At 62.2% G+C, this 23,314-nt stretch carries 23 protein-coding genes, 1 tRNA gene and 1 pseudogene; 14 read left to right on the top strand and 11 right to left on the bottom strand.

Annotated features, from left to right (window positions below):
- Positions 1–5: 5 nt before the first annotated feature.
- Positions 6–767 carry a heme ABC transporter permease gene (locus tag FJ943_RS09175; protein ID WP_140717704.1) on the top strand — a complete coding sequence of 254 codons (762 nt, stop codon included), beginning with the start codon at positions 6–8 and terminating at the stop codon, positions 765–767.
- Positions 768–771: 4 nt separating this feature from the next.
- On the opposite strand, the gene FJ943_RS09170 is transcribed toward FJ943_RS09175, so the two are convergent.
- Entirely contained in the window at positions 772–1,830 is a 1,059-nt protein-coding gene (locus FJ943_RS09170) for a D-TA family PLP-dependent enzyme (protein WP_140720844.1), read from the bottom strand.
- Positions 1,831–2,029: 199 nt separating this feature from the next.
- Between FJ943_RS09170 and FJ943_RS09165 the strand changes: the two genes are divergently transcribed.
- Together FJ943_RS09165 and FJ943_RS09160 are read left to right on the top strand one after the other, a co-directional pair.
- On the top strand, positions 2,030–2,716 hold the full coding sequence (locus FJ943_RS09165) for a D-lyxose/D-mannose family sugar isomerase (RefSeq protein WP_015318300.1): 687 nt from the start codon (positions 2,030–2,032) through the stop codon (positions 2,714–2,716).
- A gap of 69 nt (positions 2,717–2,785) precedes the next feature.
- Positions 2,786–3,187, top strand: a complete 402-nt coding sequence (locus FJ943_RS09160) for a hypothetical protein (RefSeq protein ID WP_140720841.1) — start codon at positions 2,786–2,788, stop codon at positions 3,185–3,187.
- Positions 3,188–3,217: 30 nt separating this feature from the next.
- On the opposite strand, the pseudogene FJ943_RS09155 reads toward FJ943_RS09160, so the two are convergent.
- Positions 3,218–4,902, bottom strand: a pseudogene (locus FJ943_RS09155) (hypothetical protein).
- Between the two features lie 133 nt (positions 4,903–5,035).
- The gene (locus FJ943_RS09150) at positions 5,036–5,668 is read right to left on the bottom strand and encodes a hypothetical protein (protein ID WP_140720838.1); all 633 of its coding nucleotides are present in this window, start codon (positions 5,666–5,668) and stop codon (positions 5,036–5,038) included.
- Between the two features lie 515 nt (positions 5,669–6,183).
- On the opposite strand from FJ943_RS09150, the gene FJ943_RS09145 reads away from it, so the two are divergent.
- The 3 genes from FJ943_RS09145 to FJ943_RS09135 all read left to right on the top strand — a co-directional run bounded on the left by FJ943_RS09145 (position 6,184) and on the right by FJ943_RS09135 (position 7,938).
- Positions 6,184–6,666, top strand: a complete 483-nt coding sequence (locus FJ943_RS09145) for a YidB family protein (RefSeq protein ID WP_140720836.1) — start codon at positions 6,184–6,186, stop codon at positions 6,664–6,666.
- Positions 6,667–6,675: 9 nt separating this feature from the next.
- Positions 6,676–7,152, top strand: a complete 477-nt coding sequence (locus FJ943_RS09140) for a hypothetical protein (protein ID WP_140720833.1) — start codon at positions 6,676–6,678, stop codon at positions 7,150–7,152.
- 519 nt (positions 7,153–7,671) lie between these two features.
- Positions 7,672–7,938: a hypothetical protein gene (locus FJ943_RS09135; RefSeq protein WP_140720830.1), complete on the top strand. Its 267-nt coding sequence runs from the start codon at positions 7,672–7,674 to the stop codon at positions 7,936–7,938.
- A gap of 328 nt (positions 7,939–8,266) precedes the next feature.
- Here FJ943_RS09135 and FJ943_RS09130 read toward each other — a convergent pair whose 3' ends face one another.
- From FJ943_RS09130 to FJ943_RS09110, 4 genes are all read right to left on the bottom strand, one after another.
- A complete protein-coding gene (locus FJ943_RS09130; protein ID WP_140720827.1) occupies positions 8,267–8,827 on the bottom strand; it encodes an EF-hand domain-containing protein in 561 nt (186 codons plus the stop codon).
- Positions 8,828–9,207: 380 nt separating this feature from the next.
- Positions 9,208–9,281, bottom strand: a tRNA-Gln gene (locus FJ943_RS09120).
- Positions 9,267–9,455, bottom strand: a complete 189-nt coding sequence (locus FJ943_RS09115; RefSeq protein ID WP_140720824.1) for a hypothetical protein — start codon at positions 9,453–9,455, stop codon at positions 9,267–9,269. The genes FJ943_RS09120 and FJ943_RS09115 overlap by 15 nt, the downstream gene beginning before the upstream one ends.
- A gap of 3 nt (positions 9,456–9,458) precedes the next feature.
- Entirely contained in the window at positions 9,459–10,391 is a 933-nt protein-coding gene (locus FJ943_RS09110) for a lysylphosphatidylglycerol synthase domain-containing protein (protein ID WP_140720821.1), read from the bottom strand.
- A 352-nt stretch (positions 10,392–10,743) separates the two neighbouring features.
- On the opposite strand from FJ943_RS09110, the gene FJ943_RS09105 reads away from it, so the two are divergent.
- Both FJ943_RS09105 and FJ943_RS09100 read left to right on the top strand, forming a co-directional pair.
- Entirely contained in the window at positions 10,744–12,105 is a 1,362-nt protein-coding gene (locus tag FJ943_RS09105; RefSeq protein ID WP_140721017.1) for a Ppx/GppA phosphatase family protein, read from the top strand.
- Positions 12,106–12,130: 25 nt separating this feature from the next.
- Positions 12,131–12,928 carry an RlmE family RNA methyltransferase gene (locus FJ943_RS09100; RefSeq protein WP_140720818.1) on the top strand — a complete coding sequence of 266 codons (798 nt, stop codon included), beginning with the start codon at positions 12,131–12,133 and terminating at the stop codon, positions 12,926–12,928.
- Positions 12,929–13,057: 129 nt separating this feature from the next.
- Here the strand turns inward: FJ943_RS09100 and FJ943_RS09095 are convergent, their stop codons facing one another.
- Positions 13,058–14,479, bottom strand: a complete 1,422-nt coding sequence (locus FJ943_RS09095) for an MFS transporter (protein WP_140720815.1) — start codon at positions 14,477–14,479, stop codon at positions 13,058–13,060.
- A 240-nt stretch (positions 14,480–14,719) separates the two neighbouring features.
- On the opposite strand from FJ943_RS09095, the gene FJ943_RS09090 reads away from it, so the two are divergent.
- The 5 genes from FJ943_RS09090 (at position 14,720) to FJ943_RS09070 (ending at position 18,074) form a co-directional block, all read left to right on the top strand.
- A complete protein-coding gene (locus FJ943_RS09090; protein ID WP_140617089.1) occupies positions 14,720–14,965 on the top strand; it encodes a type II toxin-antitoxin system prevent-host-death family antitoxin in 246 nt (81 codons plus the stop codon).
- Positions 14,962–15,417, top strand: coding sequence for a PIN domain-containing protein (locus FJ943_RS09085; RefSeq protein ID WP_140720812.1), 456 nt, complete (start codon positions 14,962–14,964; stop codon positions 15,415–15,417). The genes FJ943_RS09090 and FJ943_RS09085 overlap by 4 nt, the downstream gene beginning before the upstream one ends.
- Positions 15,418–15,552: 135 nt before the next feature.
- Positions 15,553–17,055, top strand: a complete 1,503-nt coding sequence (gene guaB / locus FJ943_RS09080) for an IMP dehydrogenase (RefSeq protein WP_140720809.1) — start codon at positions 15,553–15,555, stop codon at positions 17,053–17,055.
- Between the two features lie 31 nt (positions 17,056–17,086).
- The gene (locus FJ943_RS09075; RefSeq protein ID WP_181174521.1) at positions 17,087–17,629 is read left to right on the top strand and encodes a hypothetical protein; all 543 of its coding nucleotides are present in this window, start codon (positions 17,087–17,089) and stop codon (positions 17,627–17,629) included.
- Between the two features lie 25 nt (positions 17,630–17,654).
- Positions 17,655–18,074, top strand: coding sequence for an MAPEG family protein (locus FJ943_RS09070; protein ID WP_140720803.1), 420 nt, complete (start codon positions 17,655–17,657; stop codon positions 18,072–18,074).
- Positions 18,075–18,121: 47 nt separating this feature from the next.
- On the opposite strand, the gene rnd is transcribed toward FJ943_RS09070, so the two are convergent.
- From rnd to FJ943_RS09055, 3 genes are all read right to left on the bottom strand, one after another.
- Positions 18,122–19,273, bottom strand: a complete 1,152-nt coding sequence (rnd, locus tag FJ943_RS09065) for a ribonuclease D (RefSeq protein ID WP_140720801.1) — start codon at positions 19,271–19,273, stop codon at positions 18,122–18,124.
- Between the two features lie 75 nt (positions 19,274–19,348).
- Entirely contained in the window at positions 19,349–20,593 is a 1,245-nt protein-coding gene (locus FJ943_RS09060) for an MFS transporter (protein ID WP_140720799.1), read from the bottom strand.
- A gap of 164 nt (positions 20,594–20,757) precedes the next feature.
- Positions 20,758–21,132, bottom strand: coding sequence for an avidin/streptavidin family protein (locus FJ943_RS09055; RefSeq protein WP_015318281.1), 375 nt, complete (start codon positions 21,130–21,132; stop codon positions 20,758–20,760).
- Between the two features lie 222 nt (positions 21,133–21,354).
- Here FJ943_RS09055 and aspS point away from each other — a divergent pair, with 222 nt between their 5' ends.
- On the top strand, positions 21,355–23,142 hold the full coding sequence (aspS, locus tag FJ943_RS09050; protein WP_041163861.1) for an aspartate--tRNA ligase: 1,788 nt from the start codon (positions 21,355–21,357) through the stop codon (positions 23,140–23,142).
- The last annotated feature ends 172 nt before the right edge of the window (positions 23,143–23,314 follow it).

Below are 23,314 nucleotides of genomic sequence, written 5' to 3'. Positions count from 1 at the left end.
GTCGCATGAGTGACATCACCTCACGCCTGAGCGGCTTGACCGATCTCGCCAATCCAACGCGGTTCGTCGGGCTTGCAGACAAGCTTGTGCCGTGGCTGGCGGCGCTCGCCGCGCTCACCCTCGCGATTGGCCTCTATATGAGCTTCACCGCGCCCGAGGATTTCCAGCAGGGTATCACCGTTCGCATCATGTACATCCACGTGCCTTTCGCCTGGCTCGCCATGATGTGCTACACGCTGATGGCGGTCTCCGCGCTTGGCACGCTGGTCTGGCGCCATCCGCTGGCCGATGTCGCGCTGAAATCGGCCGCACCCATTGGAGCGGTGTTCACCGCGCTGGCGCTGATCACCGGTTCGATCTGGGGCAAGCCGATGTGGGGCACCTGGTGGGTGTGGGACGCCCGCCTGACTTCCGTCTTCGTGCTGTTCCTGATGTATCTCGGCATCATTGCGCTGACCCGTGCGCTGGATGATGCCAGCCGCGCCGCCTGGGCCGCCGCTATCATCACGCTGGTTGGCTTCATCAATATCCCGATCATCAAATTCTCGGTCGACTGGTGGAACACGCTGCACCAGCCTGCCTCGGTGTTCCGGCTCGGCGGCCCTACCATCGACCCGAGCCTGCTCTGGCCTCTGCTGGTGATGGCTTTCGGCTTTACCGTGCTGTTCTTCGCGCTGCACCTGATGGCAATGCGCACCGAAATCCGCCGCCGCCGGGTGATAGCCATGCGGCGGGTGGCGGCGCGGCAGGCGGAGCGTCCGGTCTAAAACCTCATGTCATCAGCCCGCGAGCCGCCACTGGCAGCGTTTCGAGAACCTTCTCGCCGTCTATCAGATTGACCTCGTTGAACAGGTTGGTGACGACGCAGCAGTGGTCCGGCACCACGCGCACGCGTTCGCCAATGCGCAGCCTGCCGTCGCCGGAAAGCGTGACCGTGCCGTGCTCCTCGCTCAGGCCCGTCACCAGTGCTCCGGGGACGCCCATCAACTCTCCAAAATCCTTTAGCCCTAGCGTATCGCTGGACAGGGCCTTGCTGCCGCTATCGAGAATGGCGCGCGTCGCTGACGGATGGCTGACCACGGTTGCGAGCACCGTCAGCGCGCAATCGTCCAAGGTGCCGACGCCTTTGGCGACCTGGTAGCGATCGAGATAAATGTAGGTTCCCGGGCGATACTCCGTGACGACGGATGCGTCGACGGAGCGCCACATATCAGGCGTGCCGCCGCTGGAGATGCGCTCGCAGGCAAGCCCCGAGGCAGCCAGCGCCTGCTTGGCGGTGGCGAGCCAGGCTTCGGCTTCAGCCGCGCGGCCGGCGGCCGGATAGGTCATCAGTCCGCCGAAGGTGAGGCCACCAGCCTTGTCGATCAGCCTTGCCAGCGCCACTGCTTCATTGGCTGTCTGTACGCCGCAGCGACCCATGCCGGTGTCGCATTCGACCAGCACGGACAGAGGATGGCCGGCATCGGTGAAAGCTGCCGCGAGCCCTTCCAGCGTGTCCATGCTGTCGGCCGTGACCGACAGGGTCACGCGGCCATGCAGCGCCTTCAGCCGCGCGAGCTTGGCGCGCCCCAGGATGTTGTAGGGAAGAAAGATATCGGTCAGCCCGGCGTCGGCCATTACCTCGGCCTCGCCGATCTTCTGGCACGTGATGCCGACGGCACCTGCCGCCATTTGCTTCTTCGCCCAATAAGGCAGCTTGTGCGTCTTGATGTGCGGCCTGAGCTTCAGTCCGTTCTTGTCGGCATGAGCCTGTGCACGAGCAATGTTGGCTTCGGCGCGTGCGACGTCGATCAGGATCGAAGGCGTATCGAGGTCATGGATGGTCGGCATCGGCTATCCCTGTGCAATTCGCAAGGGGTTATGAGCCTCAAAGCAAGCGATGTCACGCGGCCAGCGGGCCGCGATCTGTTGGCCATGACTGGCGCGCGAAAGGCTCGAACAGGCAGGGCTCGATCAGGCAAGATGGATCGACACCGCACCGGCGTTCGGCTATGCGATTGTCGGAAAAATCGACACGAGGGTCATCATCATGAAACGCTCCGCCATCAACGACATCATCCGCGAAGCCGACGCTTTCATCCGCTCGTTCGGCTATATCATGCCGCCCTTCGCCTACTGGTCGCCGGAAGAGATGAAGGCGCGCCAGGTCGATTCCTCGGCCATCTTCACCTCGCGGCTCGGCTGGGACATCACCGACTACGGCCAGGGCAAGTTCGACGATCTCGGCCTGTTCCTTTTCACCGTTCGCAACGGCCGCTACGAGGACATGAAGAAGGGCATGGGCATGCTCTATGCCGAGAAGATCATGATTTCGCGCAAGGAGCAGATGTCGCCGATGCACCGCCACAACATCAAGGCCGAGGACATCATCAACCGCGGCGGCGGCAAGCTGGTGCTTGAACTGTTCATGCATGATCGCGACGGCGGCATCGACCCCAAGGCCGAAGTATCGGTGCCGGTCGACGGAACCATCCACAGGCTGCCGGCGGGCGGACTGCTGAAGCTCGATCCGGGCCAAAGCGTCACGCTCTTGCCCGGCGTCTGGCACGCCTTCTGGGCCGAGGGCAAGGATGTCCTGATCGGCGAGGTGTCGACCGTCAATGACGATCGCACGGACAACGTCTTCCGCGAGCCGATCGGCCGTTTCGCCGATATCGAGGAAGACACACCGCCCCTGCATCTATTGGTGGCGGACTACGACAAATGGCTGGGCTGAGGGCACCCGTCCTCAACCAATTCGCCCCCGATTTGCGGGCCAGAAACCAAGCCCGAGGAGAAATAAGTCTTGAAATCAGCTCTGGTTCTAGCCATTGCCGCCTTGGCGGCGCTCGGTTTCGGTATGCCGGTCCAGGCGGCGGGCTTCACCAATATCGTCCTTTCCGCGACGAAGGACGGGGGAACGCCTCAGAGCAACTTCCCTGTCGAGACACCGGTGATCTACGTCTCGGCTGACCTTGTGGATATCGCGCCAACCTCGAAAATCACATTCTCCTGGGTCTCGGTTGATTCCCACGGTGCCGCGCCGGAAAACTATACGATCGACAAGGTCGACCTCGACGTAGGAGCCAACAATCAGGCTGATTCACAACTCAGCAAACCCACGGCGGGATGGCCGGAGGGCACCTATCGGGTTGATTTGGCCATCGATGGAACGGTTGCTGAATCGGTGCCCTTCAGCATTCCATGATTGAACTGCCCGGGAAGGGTGCGATGGGCATCAAGGACAACAGCTGAGTGCCGATTGCACGCCCGTCCGGCACAGGCACGATGAGCTGATCGGCACATCGGCCTTGGCCAGCGCCGTGGCGAGTTTTGCCTGCAGTGCAGGCAGCTCTTGGCTCTCGCCGCGCCGCCCCAAACATTCCACCAGCCCGTGCAGCGCCCAGACATTGTCCGGGTGCCGGGCGCAGCGCTGCACATTGCCGCTCAGGCCGAGATCGTCGCGATAGACCTGCTCGGCCTCTTGCGCGTGGCCCTGGTCGAGAAGCAGCGCCGCCAGCGCATGGCGCGGCGGGTGCATCCACGCCCACGGCTCGGTGTAGGACAGATTGTCGTCCAGCTCGACCGCGTGCCTGAGATGGCCATAGGCCTGCTCGTGCAGGCCCTGATGATAGGCAAGCTCGCCGTCGAGCAAGGCGGCACCGACGGCGAGCGAGGCGCGGGCCGGGTTGCTGAGAAAACGCCGCTCGGCTGGAATGCCTTCGAGATGCTGGTGGAAGCGTTCACGCTCGCGCTCGGCGTCGGTGAATTGCCTCAGCGTCGCATGCGCCACGCCCTTGGCGTAATGCTGCATGGCCGCCGTCAGCGTATAGAGGCCGGGCTCTTCGGTTGCCGGCTCGCCGATGATTTCCCGCCAGCGACCGAAGCGCACCAGCACGTGCGATTTCATCGCATGATAGCCTTCCACGGTCTGGGTGAGTTTGGGCCGATCCTGGATGGCGACCACGTCGCGCGTCACCAGGCTGCGCACCTTGTCGGCGGCCCACAGCGCCGGCTGGTACTGGCCCGACAACATGCAGGTGAACATCATCAGGTGCAGATCGTGGCAGCAGCCGAGCAGATAATAGGTCGGCTCATTGGCGTAGGCGAGATAAAGGTCGTTGGCCCGAACCGCCTTTTCGCTGGCGAGCTTCGCCTTCTCATACTCGCCGCACAGCACATAGATATGCCCCGGCATGTGGTTCATGTGCCCGGCATCGGGGCACATCTCGCCGAGCAGATCGGCCGAGCGCATGCCGCGCTCCGGCTGGGTCGACATTTCCAGCAGATGGATGTGCAGGTGGACGATCGCCGGATGCTGCGTGATGCCGGCTTCGTCTGCGAGCCGGATTGACCGCTCGCAAACCTCCAGCGCCTCGACGACATCGGAATTCGGCGCCGGTTCACCGGTCTTGAGGTTCCACAGGCGCCGCACCGTGCGCATCATCAGCGCCTCGACGAGAAGCGCCATCACATCGTGATCGTCGGGAAACTCTGATAGACCCGCCGCATCGTGGCGGCATAGGCGTCGTCCCATTGCTCGAATTCCTGTGGCGTCACCCGGTGCGGTTTCTGGAAACGGCAGGCCAATGCCTCGATCAATTGCCTTTCGACCTCGCTGGCTGCAGCCCCACTGGCGCGCGCGAGCTGGGCATGCTCGAAGCAACGCTTCGTCGCGCTGTTTGCCTCGGCCTCGCCATGCTCCTTCCAGGTCAGATTGTAGAAAGGCCCGGCTGCATAGGCGATGCCCCAATGAACCATCGGGCAGTCCGGATCGGTCTCCAGCGCCTTCTCAAAGCACTTGATGCCTTCCTCATGGTTGAAGCCGTAGCACCAGTTCAGACCGATGTCGAACCAGCGCTGGGTCTCGGAGGAGCGGGTGGAGATCGGGCGGCGGTAAGCGCCGAGATTGAAGCGATCCATGGGTCTCATTCAAGTCCGGTTCGCCGCGAGCCAAGCCCTGGCCAGATTCTTCGCCATCAATGTGTTCCGAAATTCGTAGCCATGGCAAACACCATGGTTTTGGGGTGAATGTGAAGAGCGGCAGCGCGCCGTCCTAGTCGGTTGCCTCGGGCGCCGCTTCGTCTTGCCAGCCGCCTAACTCCGGCAGGTCGTCAAGCCAACTTTTCTCGGTCATCACGGCATCGCCGGCCCGCGGTGCGGCCTCGGTGGCGTTTTGAATCAGCCAATCCACCCACTTCCGATAGGCAACCGGGTCCATCCGGGGCGGCAGCACCTTGGCCTTCAGCAGCATCCTCTTGCTGAAGCTGGTTTGCCTGCGCAGTTTGGTCGTCGTGAACTTGATAGCCTTGCCTTGATATTCAACCGTCCAGCGGTCGCCTCCATGGCCGGCAAGCCTTTCTACGGCGAAACCGGCATCGACCGGTCTCTCCCGCCAGGGAAGCTCGATGGCGTTCCTCCTCAGATCGATGGCCCATCGCCTGTAGTTGGCCCCGGGACGCTGGGGCGGCAGCACGCCGGCCTGTTCGAGCATCTTCCGTCGGAAGGTAGGCTGCTTCTTGAGCTGGCCGGTCGTCAGCTCGATGCGATGTCCACGGAATTCGACATGCCAGCGGATCCTCCCATTGCCGACATACTTCACCAGCCTGTCGATAAAGAACTCGCCATCGGCAAGCATCACGCAGCCTTGGCTGATGCTTTCGACGATGAACTCGGTGTCAGTGACCATCAGGGGGCCTTATGCAGGATTCGTTCGCGAAGCGTAGCGACAGCGATGTGCCGGATTTATGCACCAGAAAAGTGTTCCGGTTCCGATTTTCGCTAAGTGACCATTTTCATTGAAAAATGCTTGGCTGGGGTTCCTGGAAGCTTTTCAAACTTTCTGGGTCGCGCCTCAGCCTGAATTGCGGGTGCTTATGGACAAAGTAGGATACTAGATTCGGGTTTGTGAGGCATCGACTTCCTGGCGCGTTTGCCCACCTCATGTGCACGTCCGGAGGTATCCAAATGTGATTGGCAGCTTTGCGCCTCATCGGCCACTCAGCATCCCGTCGCACTGCCTGAAAGCGGACGTAGTCCGCAACAGCTTGTAAGTCGCCTGCTCGACAGAGATCTGACCTATCAGTGTCCGCACTGCGAAGCCAAGCTCGGTCGATTTCCAAGCTCTGCCTAAGGTTTGGTGGCCAATGCGGAACTTTTGGCAGGCCGAGAGCTTCTCCAAGCTCGAGACCACAGGAGGAACGAGTGGCCAATCTTGGAAGACTTGCGATCGCTATGCTGGGGGTCTTGGCTTATCAAAACCGCGACAAGATCGCAGAGATGATCCGTGGAGCGGGAGAGCGCGATGCAAACAATCCGCAAGGGGGGATACTGGACCAGGTGTCCAGGGGCGTTGCCGGCACCGCGCTTGGCGATATTCTCGACCGTTTTAAAAATGCAGGTGCTGGCCCGAAGGTGGACTCCTGGGTTGGCACCGGGCCGAACGAGCCGATCGAGCCTCATGAGGTGGAAAAGGCTATTGACGCGCAGACGCTGGAGGCACTTTCAACGCAGACTGGCCTCTCGCGCGAGGAGCTCATTGCGAGGATCACCAGGGATCTGCCGGACGCCGTTAACCAGATGACCCCAAACGGCAAGCTGCCAGCAGATCACCGAACGAACGACTCGGTCGAGCCGACCCTACTAGACGACGTGCCACGGACCGGGAGCGGGACGCCGAAGCAATAGGAACAGGCTATGAGATATGGTCCCCATATTCTGCTGAGTTTACTTGTCACCATGGTGCCCACGTCGCTGCTCGGTGCTCAGGGATGGCAGGGCTTCGGGATCAAACATCTCGGCTTCGTGTTCGATGTCCCCCCGGGGTTTGTACTTACCCAGCGCTCCGACCAAGGGGCAGCCTTCGAGGGCAAAAACAAAGCGTTTCTCGCAGTATGGGGGGCGCAACTCGGCAAGGCGAGTTTTCGCACCGAGATAGAGCATCGCATGGCAGTGAATGAGCACGACGGCTGGAGGTTGACCTATAAGCGAGTGACGCCGCAATGGGCCAGCTATTCTGGGCTGAAGGACGGTCAGATACTGTATGTCCGGGCCGTCAAAGTCTGCGACGGCCGCGCAGCACTGTTTACGGCCACCTACAATCGTGACGAAAAGCTCCCCTACGATCCGATTGTCGTTCGCATGGTAAAATCGCTAAGGGCCGATGGTTGTTAACCAAGCTGTATACGACCCGGCTGGATGGCGCTGCTTGCATGTCCTGCTGGTAGGGCATCGCATCGATCTCCAGAGGCCAGTCCGATCAAAGCGACGTCAACGGTTCTACGCCTCCTGGTTGTCCACGCTTGAGAGTCACGGCCCTGGACGCGACCGCTCGCCGGCGAGGCCCTTCGCTGCCGGCATCCGTCGAGACGGGTACGCGTGAGCACGGCATCGAAGCTCCAGGAACAAAGTGGTTCCGCTAATGTTGGGAGAAAAATTAGCGGAGACTAATATGAAATTCTTACCCGTTCTGGAACCGTGCGACACATGGGCGGTATTCGACACCACGAGCGACGAACCGGCCGAGTTTGCAGGTGAGTGCCTCATTGGTCTGACAAAGGCCGCCGCTATTTGGCTCTCGGCAAGAGCCAGCGACGATGAAAGAAGAAACCGTTGCCGGCATGCATCGAGCATCAGCGTACTGGGTAGCGGTGGGTTTCTTCAGCAGCAACCGCGTGAACAGTCGTGGGGGTGATGAGTGACGAGGCCATGGCCGCCGTATTGGCCTCACGCGATGATGAAGTGCAGGTCCTCGGTGTATTCGACGCAGCGAACAAGAAAGAAGCCGCCCTTGAACTTCGCCGTCTTGGAGAGGCAGTTCACTTTTTGGCCAACGCGTCGGTATTGGGCTACGACGTTCGTTCTGCGATAATCTTTCATGGAGTTGCGGGAGCGCCATGCTTGAGGGCGAAGCAATGTGAGCAACTTTGGGCGAAACACGGCGCGCTGCTGGTAAAGTAACACTGCAGTTCTTGATGGAAGGCTTGTCGGTGACGGGCTGGTCCGACTGTGTCTGCGAGTCCTGGCGGCTGGCCCGGGCCTCGCCCGATCCGGCTGCTTTACGGATGACTGCGTTGAAAGGATCCATGTGAGGACATCTGGCCGGATGCCCCGATCAACTTGACCTCAAGTCACTGGATGGGCGATTGGGAACCGGCAGCGTGCTCGGGGGGAGAACGCGCCGACGGCCGTATTGCCTCTCCCCAAAGCGCCTCATGGCGCCTGTGGCGTTCGCCAAACTCCGAGCCGCTTTTTGACTAGCCGGATTTCAAGCTAAGACACTAGCCAATCACGGCATTTCTTCACGACCGCCAGAGCCATGCGAGAAGGACTGGATTTCATCCATGTCGATCTTCCCGTCACCGTTCTGGTCGATTGCAGAGAAGATTCTGCCGACAGCCTCCTGGACCTCGTTCTCGGACAGCGATCCGTCACCATCCGTGTCCAGAAGCGCCAGTACAAGTCGCATCCCGGTGCCGCGCATCATGCGAGGACCATGATTTCCGACCATTCCATGCTCACCGGCCGGGCCGCCATTGCGGTGCCGCTGCCAACCGTCTCCATGACGGGAAGCTTCCTCTTGACGGTTGTCACCCTCCTCTTGCCGATTGTTACCTTCGTTAGAGCTCCGATCCTGTTGCATTCTCTCCTGGACGGCTTGCTCAATCATCTGGCGAATCATTTCATGCGTCGGCCCACCCGTCTGTCCGCTCACATCCGGCAGTTGCCCAGTTCCGGGCTGTTGGGTCGCCGGGGTTGGTGCAGGTGTTCCGTTCGTCTGGGCGAGCGCGGGGAAGGCCGCGAACATCAAAGCGGCGGCCGCGGTGGTCGTGCAGCGTGGAAATCTCATGACATGCTCCATTGGTTGGTCGTGGTCTGCCTCAAGCTGTTTGGCTGGCCCCCAACTTGGAGTTCATTCCGATTGTTCCTCCCTGGAGATCGGGTCACGATGAAGTTACACGACCATGGAGTACGGGCTTCAACATACTGTGCCGACAGCAGCCGCACGTCATGGCCACGTGCAGTCAATTCTCGCCCAACAACGCAATGAGCTGCAGGCTTCGATCCCGACCAGGTAGCGTGGCAGGCCCTCGAAGAATGGCAGCACGCGCCCACGCGTCAGCTTCCTGCGAACGACAATCTCACCTCGTGGACTTGCAGGATCGGCAGCTGCGGCGGCCTCATGCGAGCCGGCCGGGGCGAAACTGAAAAACAACGATTAAAGAGGTGTGGCTGGGGAACCTGGATTCGAACCAGGACTAACGGAGTCAGAGTCCGTGGGTCTACCGTTAACCTATTCCCCAGCAGGCGTGACTATCGCCATAAAGGCGAAAATCGCGCGGGCTGAACGGCTGAGCCGCTTGAGCGCTGCCTTGTAGCCGCCAGTGGAAAATAGTCAAGTCTGCTTTGCGGTTCAATTGCCAGGTTTTGTCACCGGTTTCGAACGCCAGCTTTTCCCGTGGCGTGCGAACCTCCAAGCCTCAGCTCTCCTTGCGGCTGAACTGCGAGCGTTCGAAGAACAGCACGATGCCCAGGCCCAGAAACAGCGGGACGATGAGATAAAACAGCCGGAACACCAGCAGCGCCGCCACCACGCCGACCGGGTCCATGTCGGAAAGCCCGGCCAGGAACACCACCTCGAAAACGCCGAGGCCGCCTGGCGCGTGCGAAATCTGGGCGACCGAGAAGGAGACCAGGAAGACGCCCAGCACGACGAAATAGCCGGGATTGTGCACCTCGGGCAGGGCGAAGAAGATGATCGCCGCGGCCGCGAGCAGTTCGATCGGGCCGATCAGCAACTGCCTGGCGACGATCGGCAGCGCCGGATAGTGCAACTGAAAGCCGGCAATCCTCAGCGGGCGCAGGTGCAGCCAACTGCCGAATGCATAGGCTGCGATGAGGACCAGCATCGCAATGCCTGCCGCCTTCGACAGGCCGTGATGGGCAATGCCGGAAAAGCGGTCGATGATCTGCGGCTCGAACACCAGCACAAGGCCGGAGGCCAGTAACGTCGACAGTACGAAGGTTATCCAGCAGATCGCCACCAGCACGCCGACTTCCTGGCCGGTCAGCCCCCTTGTGCCGTAGGCACGGTAGCGGATGACGGCGCCGGAGAAAACCGAGCCGCCTATATTGTGCGACAGCGCGTAGGTGGTGAAGGAGCAGAGCGTCACGAACAGCCACGACACCTTCTTGCCAATATGCAGCAGCGCGATGTGATCGTAGCCGGCGAGCGCGGCATAGGCGACGACCGAGCTCAAACCCGCCAGGATCCAGCCACGAGTTGGAATGGCCGCCAGCCCGTCCCAGACGTCGTCGAGCGAGATGCCGCGCAATTCATGCCAGAGCAGCAGCAGCGAGAAGATCACCGCGCCGATGCCGACGACCGGCCAGAAATAGCGTTTCCAGTTCATTGCCCGACTGCCATGCGTTGCGTATCCGCTTCCTTTCCATCGAGAGGCCGTCCGCCCCGGATTCCCCATTCATTTCAGAAATGCCTTATTGAAGCCGGCTATTCAACCGCGAACACTTGTCGCGCCTGATGCCATCCCTGTTTGCCGGGCGGCGCGACGGTGTTGCGCTACCAGCCCAGCCTTGCCGGTGCATTACGCCAGTGCAAAAACAGGCCCGCGCACCCAGCCGGCAAAATTCAGCATGCGGCTCTTGGTGATCGGGCACGGCGCTGTTAGTCTGGCGGCAACTTGAAACATGCCAAAGCGCCTGCTGCGTCCTTCACCGGTTCGCGCGGCGCCGGAAGGAACGACAGTGGAAGACCGCGACACCGGCGCAGGCGCGCCGGAGGTGGGCGCGTCCAGCGCTTCCCTGGGGCCATCAGGCCCGGGGACAGCCGGTTGGCAGCAACGCCGCCCAACGGAGCCTCGCTCCGTGAATGGGCAGGCTGGCGACGCGACCCAGAAGGGCAAGCCCAAGAAACGGCGCAAGCGAAGGCGTGGACGCAAGGTTTTTGCGCGCGACGAGGCGCGCCCAGGGGACAATCTATCGCCGGTGCAAGGCAAGGCTCATGTCGCGGTGGTGGATTTGAAGCCTGTTGCCGCGGCGACAATCTCGCCCGCCGCCTCATTGCCTCGCCCCGAACAAGGCCACCGCCGGCCCCCGGTGCACGAGCTTCCCGTCTTCGCCGCGCTGGACCTCGGCACCAACAATTGCCGGCTGCTGGTCGCCGTTCCCACGCGTCATGGCCAGTTTCGCGTCATCGATGCCTTCTCGCGCATCGTCAGGCTGGGCGAGGGGCTCACCGCCAATGGCCGGCTCGGCCAGCCGGCGATGGACCGCGCGGTCGAGGCGCTGAAGGTCTGCGGCGATAAATTGCGCGGTCGCAAGATCAGGAAGGCAAGGCTGATCGCCACCGAAGCCTGCCGAACAGCCGAAAACGGCGTGGAGTTCCTCGATCGCGTCGAACGCGAAGCCGGCCTGAAGCTCGAGATCATCGACCGCCAGACCGAAGCCCGTCTCGCGGTTTCCGGCTGCGGTTCGCTGGTCGAGCGCGACACGCAGGGCGTCGTCCTGTTCGACATCGGTGGCGGGTCTTCCGAGATCGCGCTGATCGATCTCACCGGCCGCCGTTCGCCGCGGCTGGCCAATCACATCGTCTCATGGACCTCGCTGCCGGTCGGCGTCGTCTCGTTGGCGGAACGCTTTGGCGGCCGCACCGTGACGCGCGAGATATTCACCGCCATGGTCGACGACGTCGCCGGCAGGCTGGCCGCTTTCGATGGCCGCGATCGGTTGAGCCATCTCAAGGCCAGCCCGAATTTTCATCTGCTGGGCACTTCGGGCACGGTGACGACGCTGGCCGGCGTCCATCTCGACCTCGAGCGCTACGATCGCCGACGGGTCGACGGCCTGTGGATGGACCGCGACAGCGTCGACCGCATGGTGGAGAAACTGGTCGGCTGGGATTTCCAGCAGCGCTGCGCCAACCCCTGCATCGGCGCCGACCGCGCCGATCTCGTGCTGGCCGGTTGTGCCATCCTCGAAGCAATCCGCGCCGTCTGGCCCTCGGAGAGGCTGCGCGTCGCCGACCGGGGCTTGCGCGAAGGAATATTGAGTGAGCTGATGGCCGATGACGGCGTCTGGCGCAATGACGGGCGTGCTAGGGCATCATGATCATGCTCAAACAAGAAATCAGGCAATGACGAAGAAACCGGAAAAGCCAGGGTCCGCCAGCATTCGCGTGCTGAAGACGCGGATCAAGAAGAAAAGCGGGCTGAAGGAATCGTCGCGCCGCTGGCTGCAGCGCCACATCAACGATCCCTATGTCCAGCGCTCCAAGGCCGACGGCTATCGCTCGCGCGCGGCCTACAAGCTGATCGAGATCGACGACAAGCACCACCTCTTGAAGCCCGGCATGAAAGTAATCGATCTGGGTGCCGCCCCCGGCGGCTGGTGCCAGGTCGCGGCCGCGCGCACGAAATCGACGGCCGAAAACCCGCATGTCGTCGGCATCGATTATCTCGAAATGGACGCCGTGCCCGGTGCGCCGGTGCTGCTGATGGATTTCCTGGACGCCGACGCGCCGCAAAGGCTGGCCGAGGCGCTGGGCGGGGATCCGGATGTCGTGCTGTCCGACATGGCGGCGCCGACCACCGGCCACAAGCGGACCGACCATATCCGCACCATGCATCTGTGCGAGGTGGCGGCCGATTTCGCGCTCTCGGTCCTCAAGCCGGGCGGCCATTTCCTCGCCAAGACCTTCCAGGGCGGCGCCGAAAATGAGTTGCTCTCGATGCTCAAGAAGAATTTCCGCTCCGTCCATCACGTCAAGCCGCCGGCCTCACGCGATGAATCGGTGGAGCTCTATCTGTTGGCCAAGGATTTTAAGGGGCGAGAGTCCGGTCCGCCGCCAGGCGGATCGGAACGTCCAGTGGACGTTCCGAAGGACTCGAGCGCCCCGAGCCATAGCGAAGGGCCGGGGGACGCCGACGGCTGAAAGGCCAGCTCCCCGCCGGTCCGCCGCCAGGCGGATCGGAACGTCCAGTGGACGTTCCGAAGGACTCGAGCGCCCGGAGCCATGGCGAACGGCCGGGGACGCCGCGGCTGATCGCTCTACGGCGACTTATCACTCTCCCGGCGATCTGACGGGTTCCAGCGTCTTCGGCGTCGTCAGCCGGCCATGGCCGGAGACGGCGTTACCGGCGTCGGGCGCCATCCGCATGAACGACAGCGACGCCGCCGCCGACACCGCCGCCACGATGAAGAAGGCGGTATGGAAGTCGCGCAGCGTCAGCGGGCCGCCATGGATCGAGGTCGAGACTTCCAGAATGCCGCCGGCGAGCGCCACGCCGAGCGCGATCGAGAGCTGCTGGAACACCGCCGTGATCGGCGTTGCCTTGCTGGTATCCTCGGCCGACACCTCGGCATAGGAGAGCGCGTTGACGCCGGTGAAGAACATCGAGCGGATGAAGCCGCCGACCAGCAATATGGCCAGCATCAGCGCGTAAGGTGTTTCGGGGGTGAAGAGGCCGTAGATGGCGATCGATGCGGCGGCGACCAGCGAGCCGACGATCAGCACGCGGCGAAAGCCGACAACGCGGAAGATCAGCGCGGTGACGAATTTCATGCCGATGGCGCCGATCGCCGAGACAAAGGTGATCATGCCGGACTGGAACGGTGTCAGCCCGAACCCGATCTGGAACATCAGAGGCAAAAGGAAGGGCACGGCGCCGATGCCGATGCGAAACAGCGAGCCGCCAAGCACCGACGAGCGGAACACCTGGTTACGGAACAGTTCGAGCGCCAGCAGCGGATTTTTGGCGCGGCGCGCATGCATGAGGTAGAGCCCGCCCGACAGCAGTCCCACGGCGATCGTGATGAAGCCGGTGGCCGGCGGCAGATAAGGCAGGCTGACCACAGACAGGCCAAAGACGACGCCGGAAGCGGCCAGCCCGCTCAGAACGAAGCCGACGAAATCGAGCGGCGGCGTCTCGGTTGCCTCGGTTTCCGGCAGGAAGCGGGTGGCAAGCCAAATGCCGATCAGGCCGATCGGGACGTTGATCAGGAAGATCCAGTGCCAGGTGAAGTAGGTGGTGATGAAGCCGCCGATCGGCGGACCCACCAGCGGGCCGACCAGTGCGGGAACGGTCAGCCACGACATGGCGGCGACCAGTTCGCTCTTGGGCGTGGCGCGTACCAGAACCAGGCGCCCGACCGGGGTCATCATGGCGCCGCCAATGCCTTGCAGGAAACGCGCGACCACGAAGGCGGGCAGAGAACCGGAGAGGGCACATGCTACCGAACCGGCAATGAACACTGCAATCGCGGCACGAAAGATGGTCTTGGCGCCGAAGCGATCGGCCATCCAGCCGCTGATTGGAATGAAGATCGCCAGCGACACCAGATAGGCCGTCAGCGCCAGTTTGAGCGCGATCGGGCTGGTGTGGATGTCGATGGCGATCGCCGGTAGCGATGTCGCGATGACGGTCGAATCCATGTTTTCCATGAAGAGAGCGACCGCCAATATGAGCGGAATGGTGCGGTTCACAAGACGCGTCCGGACTGATTCTCTGTGTCGTCGGCTGGGGCAAGCCGGCACGCAGGGCGGTTATCACGGGCAGAGGGTGATGTCGTGTTAAATTGCTGTCACTTTTGTGCGACTGCAAGGATGCGGCCTTTCGCTTTGGCATGCCCCATGCCGGCAGAGATCCCTGCCAGGCAAGGGACACCTTGCATGGAACGACACACGTCATTATTGTAGTGAATATAACTACTATGGGACATTGCCATGGAAAAAGGTGTTTCGGCGGCCGATGCCAATCGCAGGTTTTCTCTCCTACTGCGCGGCGTTCGCGAAGGACAAAGCTACGTGGTGACCAGTCACGGGCGTCCGGTCGCTCGGATCGTGCCCGCGGATCATCAGGAGGGTGTGGCTGCCCGATCGCGCGCGGCGTTGTTGTCGCGCCTTGAGCGCCAGCCTGTCATGAATGCCGGGCAGTGGACGCGCGATGAGCTTTATGAGGACGAGCATTGAAGATCGCGCTCGATACGAATATCCTTGCTTACGCGGAAGGGGTGAACGGTGCGGAGAAGCGCGACATCGTTCTCGAATTGCTGCGCGATCTCCGGCAAGATGACGCGGTTATTCCTGTTCAGGTTCTTGGTGAACTCTTCAAAGTTTTGGTCCGCAAAGCAGGAAGACCGCCCCTGGAGGCACGGGATGCCCTTCTGAGCTGGAGCGACGCATTTTCCGTTGCCGCGACGACGCAAGACGTGATGATGATGGCCGCTGATCTGGCTACCGATCATCGACTCAGCATTTGGGACTCGGTCATTCTCTCCACGGCCTCGCAAGCTGGCTGTCGGCTGCTGGTCTCGGAAGATCTGCAAGACGGCTTCACATGGGGCGCGGTCACTGTCGTCAGTCCTTTCGCAGCGCCGCGTCACCCATTGCTTGATGCTCTAGCGGGGAAGTCTGGCGACTAGAACGCGGAGCGACGCAACGATCGGCTTTTCATCCGTCCCGCGACGTGTTACCAGCCACCGCCAATCCTGAAAGGGAATAACGAGTCGGCGCTGTCCATTCCGGTCCAGCGCTTTTTCGCATTCAAAGGGCTGGCCATGGCAAAAATCATTGAAACGTCTACCGGCGCACTGGCGCTGACCTTTGACGACGTGCTTTTGCAGCCCGGTCATTCCGAGGTCATGCCCGGCCAGACCGACATCCGCACTCGCATCGCCGGCGACATCGATCTCAACGTGCCGATCCTGTCGGCGGCGATGGACACGGTCACCGAGGCAAGGCTCGCCATCGCCATGGCGCAGGCCGGCGGCATCGGCGTCATCCATCGCAATTTCTCGCCCGCTGAACAGGCCGAGCAGGTGCGGCAGGTCAAGAAATTCGAATCCGGCATGGTGGTCAACCCGGTCACGATCGGGCCCGACGCCACGCTCGCCGACGCATTGTCGCTGATGCGCACCTATTCGATCTCGGGCATTCCGGTGGTCGAGAATGGCGGCGCCGGTGGCCACAAGACCGGGCGGCTGGTCGGCATCCTGACCAACCGCGATGTGCGCTTCGCTTCCGATCCGGCGCAAAAGGTCTACGAATTGATGACCCGTGAGAACCTGATCACGGTCAAGGAGAACGTCGACCAGGACGAGGCCAAGCGGCTTCTGCACCAGCACCGCATCGAGAAGCTGGTGGTGGTCGACAAAACGGGCAATTGCGTCGGGCTGATCACCGTCAAGGACATCGAGAAGTCGCAACTCAACCCGCACGCGACCAAGGATGCGCAGGGGCGCCTGCGCGCCGCGGCCGCCACCAGTGTCGGTGATGACGGCTTCGAGCGCGCCGAGCGTCTTATCGAGGCCGGCGTCGATCTTTTGGTGATCGACACAGCGCATGGCCACTCGCAGCATGTGCTGGACGCGGTGACGCGGGCGAAGAAGCTTTCCAATTCCGTGCGCATCCTGGCCGGCAACGTCGCCACCGCGGAAGGCACGCGGGCGCTGATCGACGCCGGCGCCGACGCCGTCAAGGTCGGCATTGGCCCGGGCTCCATCTGCACTACCCGCATTGTGGCTGGGGTCGGCGTTCCGCAGCTTTCGGCCATCATGTCGGCGGTCGAGACAGCGCACAAATCAGGCGCCTCGGTGATCGCCGACGGCGGCATCAAATATTCCGGCGATCTCGCCAAGGCACTCGCCGCCGGCGCCAGCGCCGCCATGATCGGCTCGCTGCTTGCCGGAACCGACGAAAGCCCGGGCGAGGTCTATCTGCACCAGGGCCGCTCCTTCAAGGCCTATCGCGGCATGGGCTCGGTCGGCGCCATGGCGCGGGGCTCCGCCGATCGCTACTTCCAGGCCGAGGTGCGCGACACGCTGAAACTGGTGCCGGAAGGCATTGAAGGGCAGGTTCCCTATAAAGGACCTGTGTCTGGCGTGCTGCACCAGCTTGCGGGCGGGCTGAAAGCCGCTATGGGTTATGTTGGTGGCCGCGACCTTGCCGATTTCCGCGACCGCGCCACCTTTGTGCGCATATCCAACGCCGGACTTCGTGAAAGCCACGCCCATGACGTCACGATTACCCGCGAAAGCCCCAACTATCCCGGCGGAGCCTGATTCTTCCGGACTTTGGGGGAACTTGACCGCCATGGTGCTGCGCTTGTCGCGCCATGTCGGGGCGCTCTGCTTCCTCTCGGCGGCGGTTTTTGTCGCCATGACGGGGATGGAGTTCTTCTATTTCCGTCGACTGAGCGGGGGCCTGGCTTCGCTCGACATGCGTTATTTCGGATTCACGCCCGACGAAGGCATGGCCTGGCTGACGGCGCTTGGCCGGCGCGGCAGCGAGATCATCCTGGTCTGGCACTACCTGACCTTCGATCTTCTGTTTCCGGCGCTGTTGTCGCTGACGCTGGTCAGCCTGATCCTGGCAACTGGCCGGCGCCTGAAGAATTTCCGCGTGCTGCCGGCGCAGATGCAGGCGGTCTTCGCGCTGATCCTGGTGCTGCCCTATACACTCGCCGACTACGCCCAGAACATCGCCGTGGCGCGCCTTCTGTCCGATTTCCTCTACGCCAACCCGGACTCGCTGTCCTTTGCCTCGGCGCTGATCGTCACCAAATTCGCGCTTCTCGCCGTCCCGGTCATCGTCATTGCCGCTTTCTGGCTGGCAGGCCAAAGACGTCGGAGTTGAAGCGGAGCAGGGCAGGGGCGGCTTCATGAACCAGACCACGATCTTCTGGCCTGTGCTGGCTCACGTGCTGCTGATCTACATCGTCTATATCGTCATGGGCCGGCGCCGCTATTTTGCTGTCAAGTCGGGTGAAGCCAAGGTCGGCCAGTACAAGGTTCGTTCGACCGAGCCGGCCTCAACTGTCACCGTCGCGAACAATTTGATCAACCAATTCGAACTGCCGGTGCTTTTCTACGTGCTGTGCCTGACACTGCACATGACCAACGGCGTCAATTACATCACCCTCGCACTGATGTGGATTTTTGTCGCGTCGCGCTATTTTCACGCCTGGTTTCACCTGACCAGCAACAAGCTGCTGGTGCGCAACCGCTCCTTCGGGTTGGGCGCGGTGGTGCTGGCGCTGGGCTGGATCTGGCTGGCCCTGCACTTGCTCGCGATCGTATGAGCTGCGCTAATCACCTTCTCGAAAAAGGAAGAGGGAAAGGCCGGCGCCTATAGATCGAACACCGCGATCTTGCGATTGTCGAACTTGATGCCGATCTCGCCGCGTACCAGCTTCAGCGCGTGTTCGCCGAACACGGCGCGCCGCCATCCTTGCAGCGCGGGCACATCGGCATCCTCGCCCTCGGCGGCGATGCGATCGATGTCATCGCTGGAGGCCAGCACCTTCGAGGCGACGCCCTGCTTTTCGGCGACGATCCTGAGCAGGACCTTCAACAGTTCCGCGGCCGCATTCGAGCCCTCGGGCGGCTGGAAGTTTTTCGGCAGTTTCGGCATCTGCTCCTTGGGCAGGGCGAGCGCGGTGTTGACCGCGCTGAGCAATGCCGTCGCCGTCGAGGAGCGTTCCCAGCCTTTTGGCGTGGTGCGCAGCTTGGCAAGGGCTGCCGCATCGCGCGGTCCTTGCTGCGCGATCTCGTAGATCGCGTCGTCCTTGAGCACACGGCCGCGCGGCACGTCGCGCTCGCGCGCCTCGCGTTCGCGCCACGCCGCCACGGCCTGCACGATCGCCAGTTCCTGGGGCTTGCGAAGCCGCATCTTCAGCCGCTTCCAGGCATCCTCGGGGTGCGGATCGTAGGTCTCCCGCGAGGTCAGGACATCCATCTCCTCATTCAGCCAGTGAGCGCGGTTTTCCCGCGCCAGCTCGGCGTTGAGATGCTGATAGACCTCGATCAGATGGGTGACGTCGGCCAGCGCGTAATCAAGCTGCTTGTCGGACAGCGGCCGATGGCGCCAGTCGGTGAAGCGCGACGACTTGTCGAGCCGCGCCCCGGTGATGCGCTGTACCAGCTGATCGTAGGAAACGCTGTCGCCGAAGCCGCAGACCATCGCCGCCACCTGGGTATCGAACACCGGGTGCGGAACGAGGTCGCCGAGATGGACGATGATTTCGATGTCCTGGCGCGCCGCATGGAAGACTTTGACCACCGCCTCGTTGGCCATCAGCCTGAAGAAGGGAGCCAGGTCGATGTCAGGTGACAGCGGATCGATCAGCGCGGTCACGCCGGGCGCGGCCATCTGGATCAGGCACAGGATTGGCCAGAAGGTCGTTTCGCGGATGAATTCGGTGTCGACGGTGACGAAATCCGACTTTTCGAAAGCGGCGAGAACGGTCTCGAGTTCTTTCTGGGTGGTGATGACGTGCATCAAATCGCTTTTGGCAGGAGTAGGGTCTTCCTAGATTTCAGCCGGGAAGGCTTTCGTCAAGCTGTGGCGCCACCGTCACGGTCCTTCCGGACTGTCTGGATCGCTATTTCTCCTCGCCAGCCGTGCGAAAATGGTCGACGTGCGCAACAGCGCCGTGAAGCGGCTGCGCTTGCCTGCCGGTACTCCAGAGCGTGCCTGCATGCGGTAGAGGATGACGGCGATGAAGATCGCGTAGACCACGGCGCTGAAGACGAACAGCGCGCTTGGCCCGAAATACTGCATCGCGGTCGAGGCCGCGAAAGGGCCGCCAATAGCGCCGAAGGAGTAGAACAGCATCAGGGCGGTGTTGATCAGCACGAACTCGCCGGCATCCGCGCGGTCGTTGGAATGTGCCGCCGACAGCGAATACAGCGGCATGGCGAAACAGCCGAAGATAAAGATGATGATGAAGTTGAGCAGCGGGTTGCTGCCGGCGATGAACACCAGCGCCAGAGCCGAAAGCATCGCGCAGCAGGTCGTCATCAGCAGCACCCGGCGCCGATCCCAGCGGTCGGAGAGGTAACCGAGCGGATACTGGATGATGGCGCCGCCGAAAATGCCGACGTTGACGAAGGTGACGACATCGCCGACCGACATGCCGATCTGCTCCGCATAGACCGGCGACAAGGTGCGAAAGGCACTGTTGGTGACGCCGACGGCGATGCAGCCAAAGCAGCCCAGAGGCGAAATCCGCCAGACGCGGGCCAGATCGAGCTTGACCTCTTCCGGCGGCGTCGGGTTGGAGCGGTCGCCGAGCGAGACCGGCACCAACGACAGCGTGATCATGATCGACATGATTGCGAAGATGGTGAAGCCACCGGCGCCGAAGACGGGAATCAGGAACTGGGCTGATGTCACCGATCCGGTATCGACCATCCGGTAGATCGCCAGCACGCGGGCGCGGTCGCGGTTGGTGACGCCGGAATTCAGCCAGCTTTCGACGATGGTGAACAATCCGGCGAAACAGAAGCCGCCGGCAAAGCGCACCGCGCACCACATCACCGGATCGAGAACCAGCACGAGCAGCAAGGTGCCGACGGAGGCGATCGCCGCCAGCGCCGAAAACGCCCTGATATGGCCCACCGCCTTCATGATGCGGGTGATGGCCAGGCAGCCGAGCAGGAAGCCGGCGAAATAGAAGGTGCCCATCAGGCCGATGTCGGAAGCCGAAAACCCTTCCTGCGCGCCACGCAGCGCGATCAGCGTGCTCTGCAGCCCATTGCCGCCGAGGAGGATGCCTGCGGCGAGAAGAAGCGGGATCAGGGGACGGATGGAGGACATAAAGGAATACAGCCGCTCATCGTTGATCCTTTTTGGACCATCGTCTCCGTCGATGCCAGCGGCATTTGCCAATGAAAAGGCAGCAAGGCCTCGGCCCGAATTCAGCTCGGCGGATGAAACAGATGTCGATGGCGACCGGCAGCGCCGGTTAATCGGTCAGAGTATCAATCGACGCGCTCAAAAATGTCTAGGCTGGTCCCGAAGGCGCGCCATGTTCCAACCGTGGTCAGCTTTGCGGGCTCACCCTCGGCATCGGCTGAAAGAGCCAGGCCAGCCACCGTGTGCCACAACATCTCGATCTTGCCGTCTCGAAAAATGCCGGTATAGCTGACCGCCGCCGGCCCCGTCTTTCCTGACGCCGCGGAAGTAAAGCCGATCACATCTCCATGAGCGGCCCCGTGAAGAGGCACTTCCATCCCGGAAAAGCTGCTGTCGGGCAACGCTGTCTTGAAGACACCGCGGATCAAACCCTCACTATCGTCCTCAATAATTACAACCGAACCGTATTGATTGCGCCAAGTGCCCTTCCAGGAAAACACGTTTGCCTCCTCTCGGTCCATCATGCGCTAACGCGACAGGCGGTTCACCGTTCCGCCACATGACCGGCCATAAATTGAAAGCCGAAGTTCCAAGCTGAGAGATCGCCCCTCCGTCCCTTTGCCTTGACAAACCATGCCTCTCATGCGCTTTTCGCGCAAATTTTGGGCCGGGCTGCGATGCTTTGGCCCGCCACTCACAATCCCGGACTTTTATCCATGACCATGCACCGTTACCGCAGCCATACCTGTGCCCAGTTGCGAAAGAGCGACGTCGGCAATTCCGTTCGCCTGTCGGGTTGGGTGCATCGCGTGCGCGACCATGGCGGCCTGCTGTTCATCGACCTGCGCGACCATTACGGCCTGACCCAGATCGTCGCCGATCCCGATTCGCCTGCCTTCAAGATCGCCGAGACCTTGCGCGGCGAATGGGTGATCCGCGTCGATGGCGAGGTCAAGGCGCGCTTGCCCGAGACCACGAACGCCAATTTGCCGACCGGCGAGATCGAGATTTTCGCCCGCGAGATCGAGGTGTTGTCGGCGGCCAAGGAATTGCCGCTGCCGGTGTTCGGCGAGCCCGATTATCCCGAGGACATCAGGCTGAAATACCGCTTCCTCGACCTGCGCCGCGAGACACTGCACAAGAACATCGTGGCGCGCACGAAGATCATCGCCGAGATGCGCAAGCGCATGGGCGAGGTCGGCTTCACCGAATTCTCGACGCCGATCCTGACCGCCTCGTCGCCGGAAGGCGCGCGCGACTTCCTGGTGCCGTCGCGCATCCATCCCGGCACCTTCTACGCGCTGCCGCAGGCGCCGCAGCAATACAAGCAGCTGATCATGGTGTCGGGCTTCGACCGCTATTTCCAGATCGCGCCCTGCTTCCGTGACGAGGACCCGCGCGCCGACCGCTTGCCCGGCGAATTCTACCAGCTCGACCTCGAAATGAGTTTCGTCGAGCAGGACGACGTGCTGTCGACCATGGAACCGGTGATGCGCGGCGTCTTCGAGACCTTCGCCAACGGCAAGCCGGTGACGCAGAAATTCCAGCGCATCCCCTATGATGTCGCCATGCGCAAATACGGCTCCGACAAGCCGGACTTGCGCAACCCGATCGAGATGCAAGCCGTCTCCGACCATTTTCGCGATTCCGGCTTCAAGGTGTTCGCCAACATCCTGGCCAACGATCCGAAGGCCGAGGTGTGGGGCATTCCGGCAAAGACCGGCGGCAGCCGCGCCTTTTGCGACCGCATGAATAGCTGGGCGCAAGGCGAGGGCCAGCCGGGGCTGGGCTACATCTTCTGGCGCAAGGAAGGCGACAAGCTCGAAGGCGCCGGCCCGCTCGCCAAGAACATCGGCGAGGAACGTACCGAGGCGATCCGCCTGCAGCTCGGCCTTGCCGACGGCGACGCCGCTTTCTTTGTCGCCGGTGATCCGAAGAAGTTCGTGTCGTTCGCGGGCGCTGCGCGCACCCGTGCCGGCGAGGAGCTGAACCTCGTCGACCGCGAACGCTTCGAACTGTGCTGGATCGTCGACTTCCCGTTCTTCGAATGGAACGAGGAGGAGAAGAAGATCGACTTCGCCCACAACCCGTTCTCGATGCCGCAGGGTGGCATCGACGCGCTGAACGGCGAGGATCTGCTCGGCATCAAGGCCTTCCAGTACGACATGGTCTGCAACGGTTTCGAGATCGCCAGCGGCGGTATCCGCAACCATTTGCCCGAAACCATGGTCAAGGCGTTCGAGACGGTCGGGCTCGACCGCGCCACGGTCGAGGAACGCTTTGGCGGCCTCTACCGTGCCTTCCAGTATGGCGCGCCGCCGCATGGCGGCATGGCTGCGGGCGTCGACCGCGTCGTCATGCTGCTGGTCGGCGCCAAGAACCTGCGCGAAATCACCATGTTCCCGATGAACCAGCAGGCTTACGACCTGTTGATGAACGCGCCGTCGGAAGCCTCGCCGCAGCAGCTTCGCGATTTGGCGCTGCGCGTAGCGCCGGTGAAGAAGGACTGACGGGTGCAACTGCCCTTTCTCCCCGTCACTATACGGGGAGAAATGTCCGGCAGGACAATGAGGGGCAGCGCGGGCTGGCGATTTGCGAGCGATCGTAGCAGCCGAGGCCTTCTGACAGGCAATCGTTTCAGACTGGAATTCATATTCGCAAGCGTCGGCGCTGCCCCTCATC

Source organism: Mesorhizobium sp. B2-3-10, assembly GCF_006442275.1.
Classification (GTDB): domain Bacteria; phylum Pseudomonadota; class Alphaproteobacteria; order Rhizobiales; family Rhizobiaceae; genus Mesorhizobium; species Mesorhizobium australicum.
Note: the sequence above shows the minus strand (reverse complement) of the source record. Positions and strands in the feature narration are given on the sequence as shown.

Excerpts from the sequence above, each read along its gene's own strand:
- FJ943_RS09175 (WP_140717704.1), top strand. The coding sequence starts at position 6 with ATGAGTGACATCACCTCACGCCTGAGCGGCTTGACCGATCTCGCCAAT.
- FJ943_RS09170 (WP_140720844.1), bottom strand. The coding sequence starts at position 1,830 with ATGCCGACCATCCATGACCTCGATACGCCTTCGATCCTGATCGACGTC.
- FJ943_RS09165 (WP_015318300.1), top strand. The coding sequence starts at position 2,030 with ATGAAACGCTCCGCCATCAACGACATCATCCGCGAAGCCGACGCTTTC.
- FJ943_RS09150 (WP_140720838.1), bottom strand. The coding sequence starts at position 5,668 with ATGGTCACTGACACCGAGTTCATCGTCGAAAGCATCAGCCAAGGCTGC.
- FJ943_RS09140 (WP_140720833.1), top strand. The coding sequence starts at position 6,676 with ATGAGATATGGTCCCCATATTCTGCTGAGTTTACTTGTCACCATGGTG.
- FJ943_RS09135 (WP_140720830.1), top strand. The coding sequence starts at position 7,672 with ATGAGTGACGAGGCCATGGCCGCCGTATTGGCCTCACGCGATGATGAA.
- FJ943_RS09130 (WP_140720827.1), bottom strand. The coding sequence starts at position 8,827 with ATGAGATTTCCACGCTGCACGACCACCGCGGCCGCCGCTTTGATGTTC.
- FJ943_RS09110 (WP_140720821.1), bottom strand. The coding sequence starts at position 10,391 with ATGAACTGGAAACGCTATTTCTGGCCGGTCGTCGGCATCGGCGCGGTG.
- FJ943_RS09100 (WP_140720818.1), top strand. The coding sequence starts at position 12,131 with ATGACGAAGAAACCGGAAAAGCCAGGGTCCGCCAGCATTCGCGTGCTG.
- FJ943_RS09090 (WP_140617089.1), top strand. The coding sequence starts at position 14,720 with ATGGAAAAAGGTGTTTCGGCGGCCGATGCCAATCGCAGGTTTTCTCTC.
- guaB (WP_140720809.1), top strand. The coding sequence starts at position 15,553 with ATGGCAAAAATCATTGAAACGTCTACCGGCGCACTGGCGCTGACCTTT.
- FJ943_RS09075 (WP_181174521.1), top strand. The coding sequence starts at position 17,087 with ATGGTGCTGCGCTTGTCGCGCCATGTCGGGGCGCTCTGCTTCCTCTCG.
- FJ943_RS09070 (WP_140720803.1), top strand. The coding sequence starts at position 17,655 with ATGAACCAGACCACGATCTTCTGGCCTGTGCTGGCTCACGTGCTGCTG.
- rnd (WP_140720801.1), bottom strand. The coding sequence starts at position 19,273 with ATGCACGTCATCACCACCCAGAAAGAACTCGAGACCGTTCTCGCCGCT.
- FJ943_RS09060 (WP_140720799.1), bottom strand. The coding sequence starts at position 20,593 with ATGTCCTCCATCCGTCCCCTGATCCCGCTTCTTCTCGCCGCAGGCATC.
- aspS (WP_041163861.1), top strand. The coding sequence starts at position 21,355 with ATGCACCGTTACCGCAGCCATACCTGTGCCCAGTTGCGAAAGAGCGAC.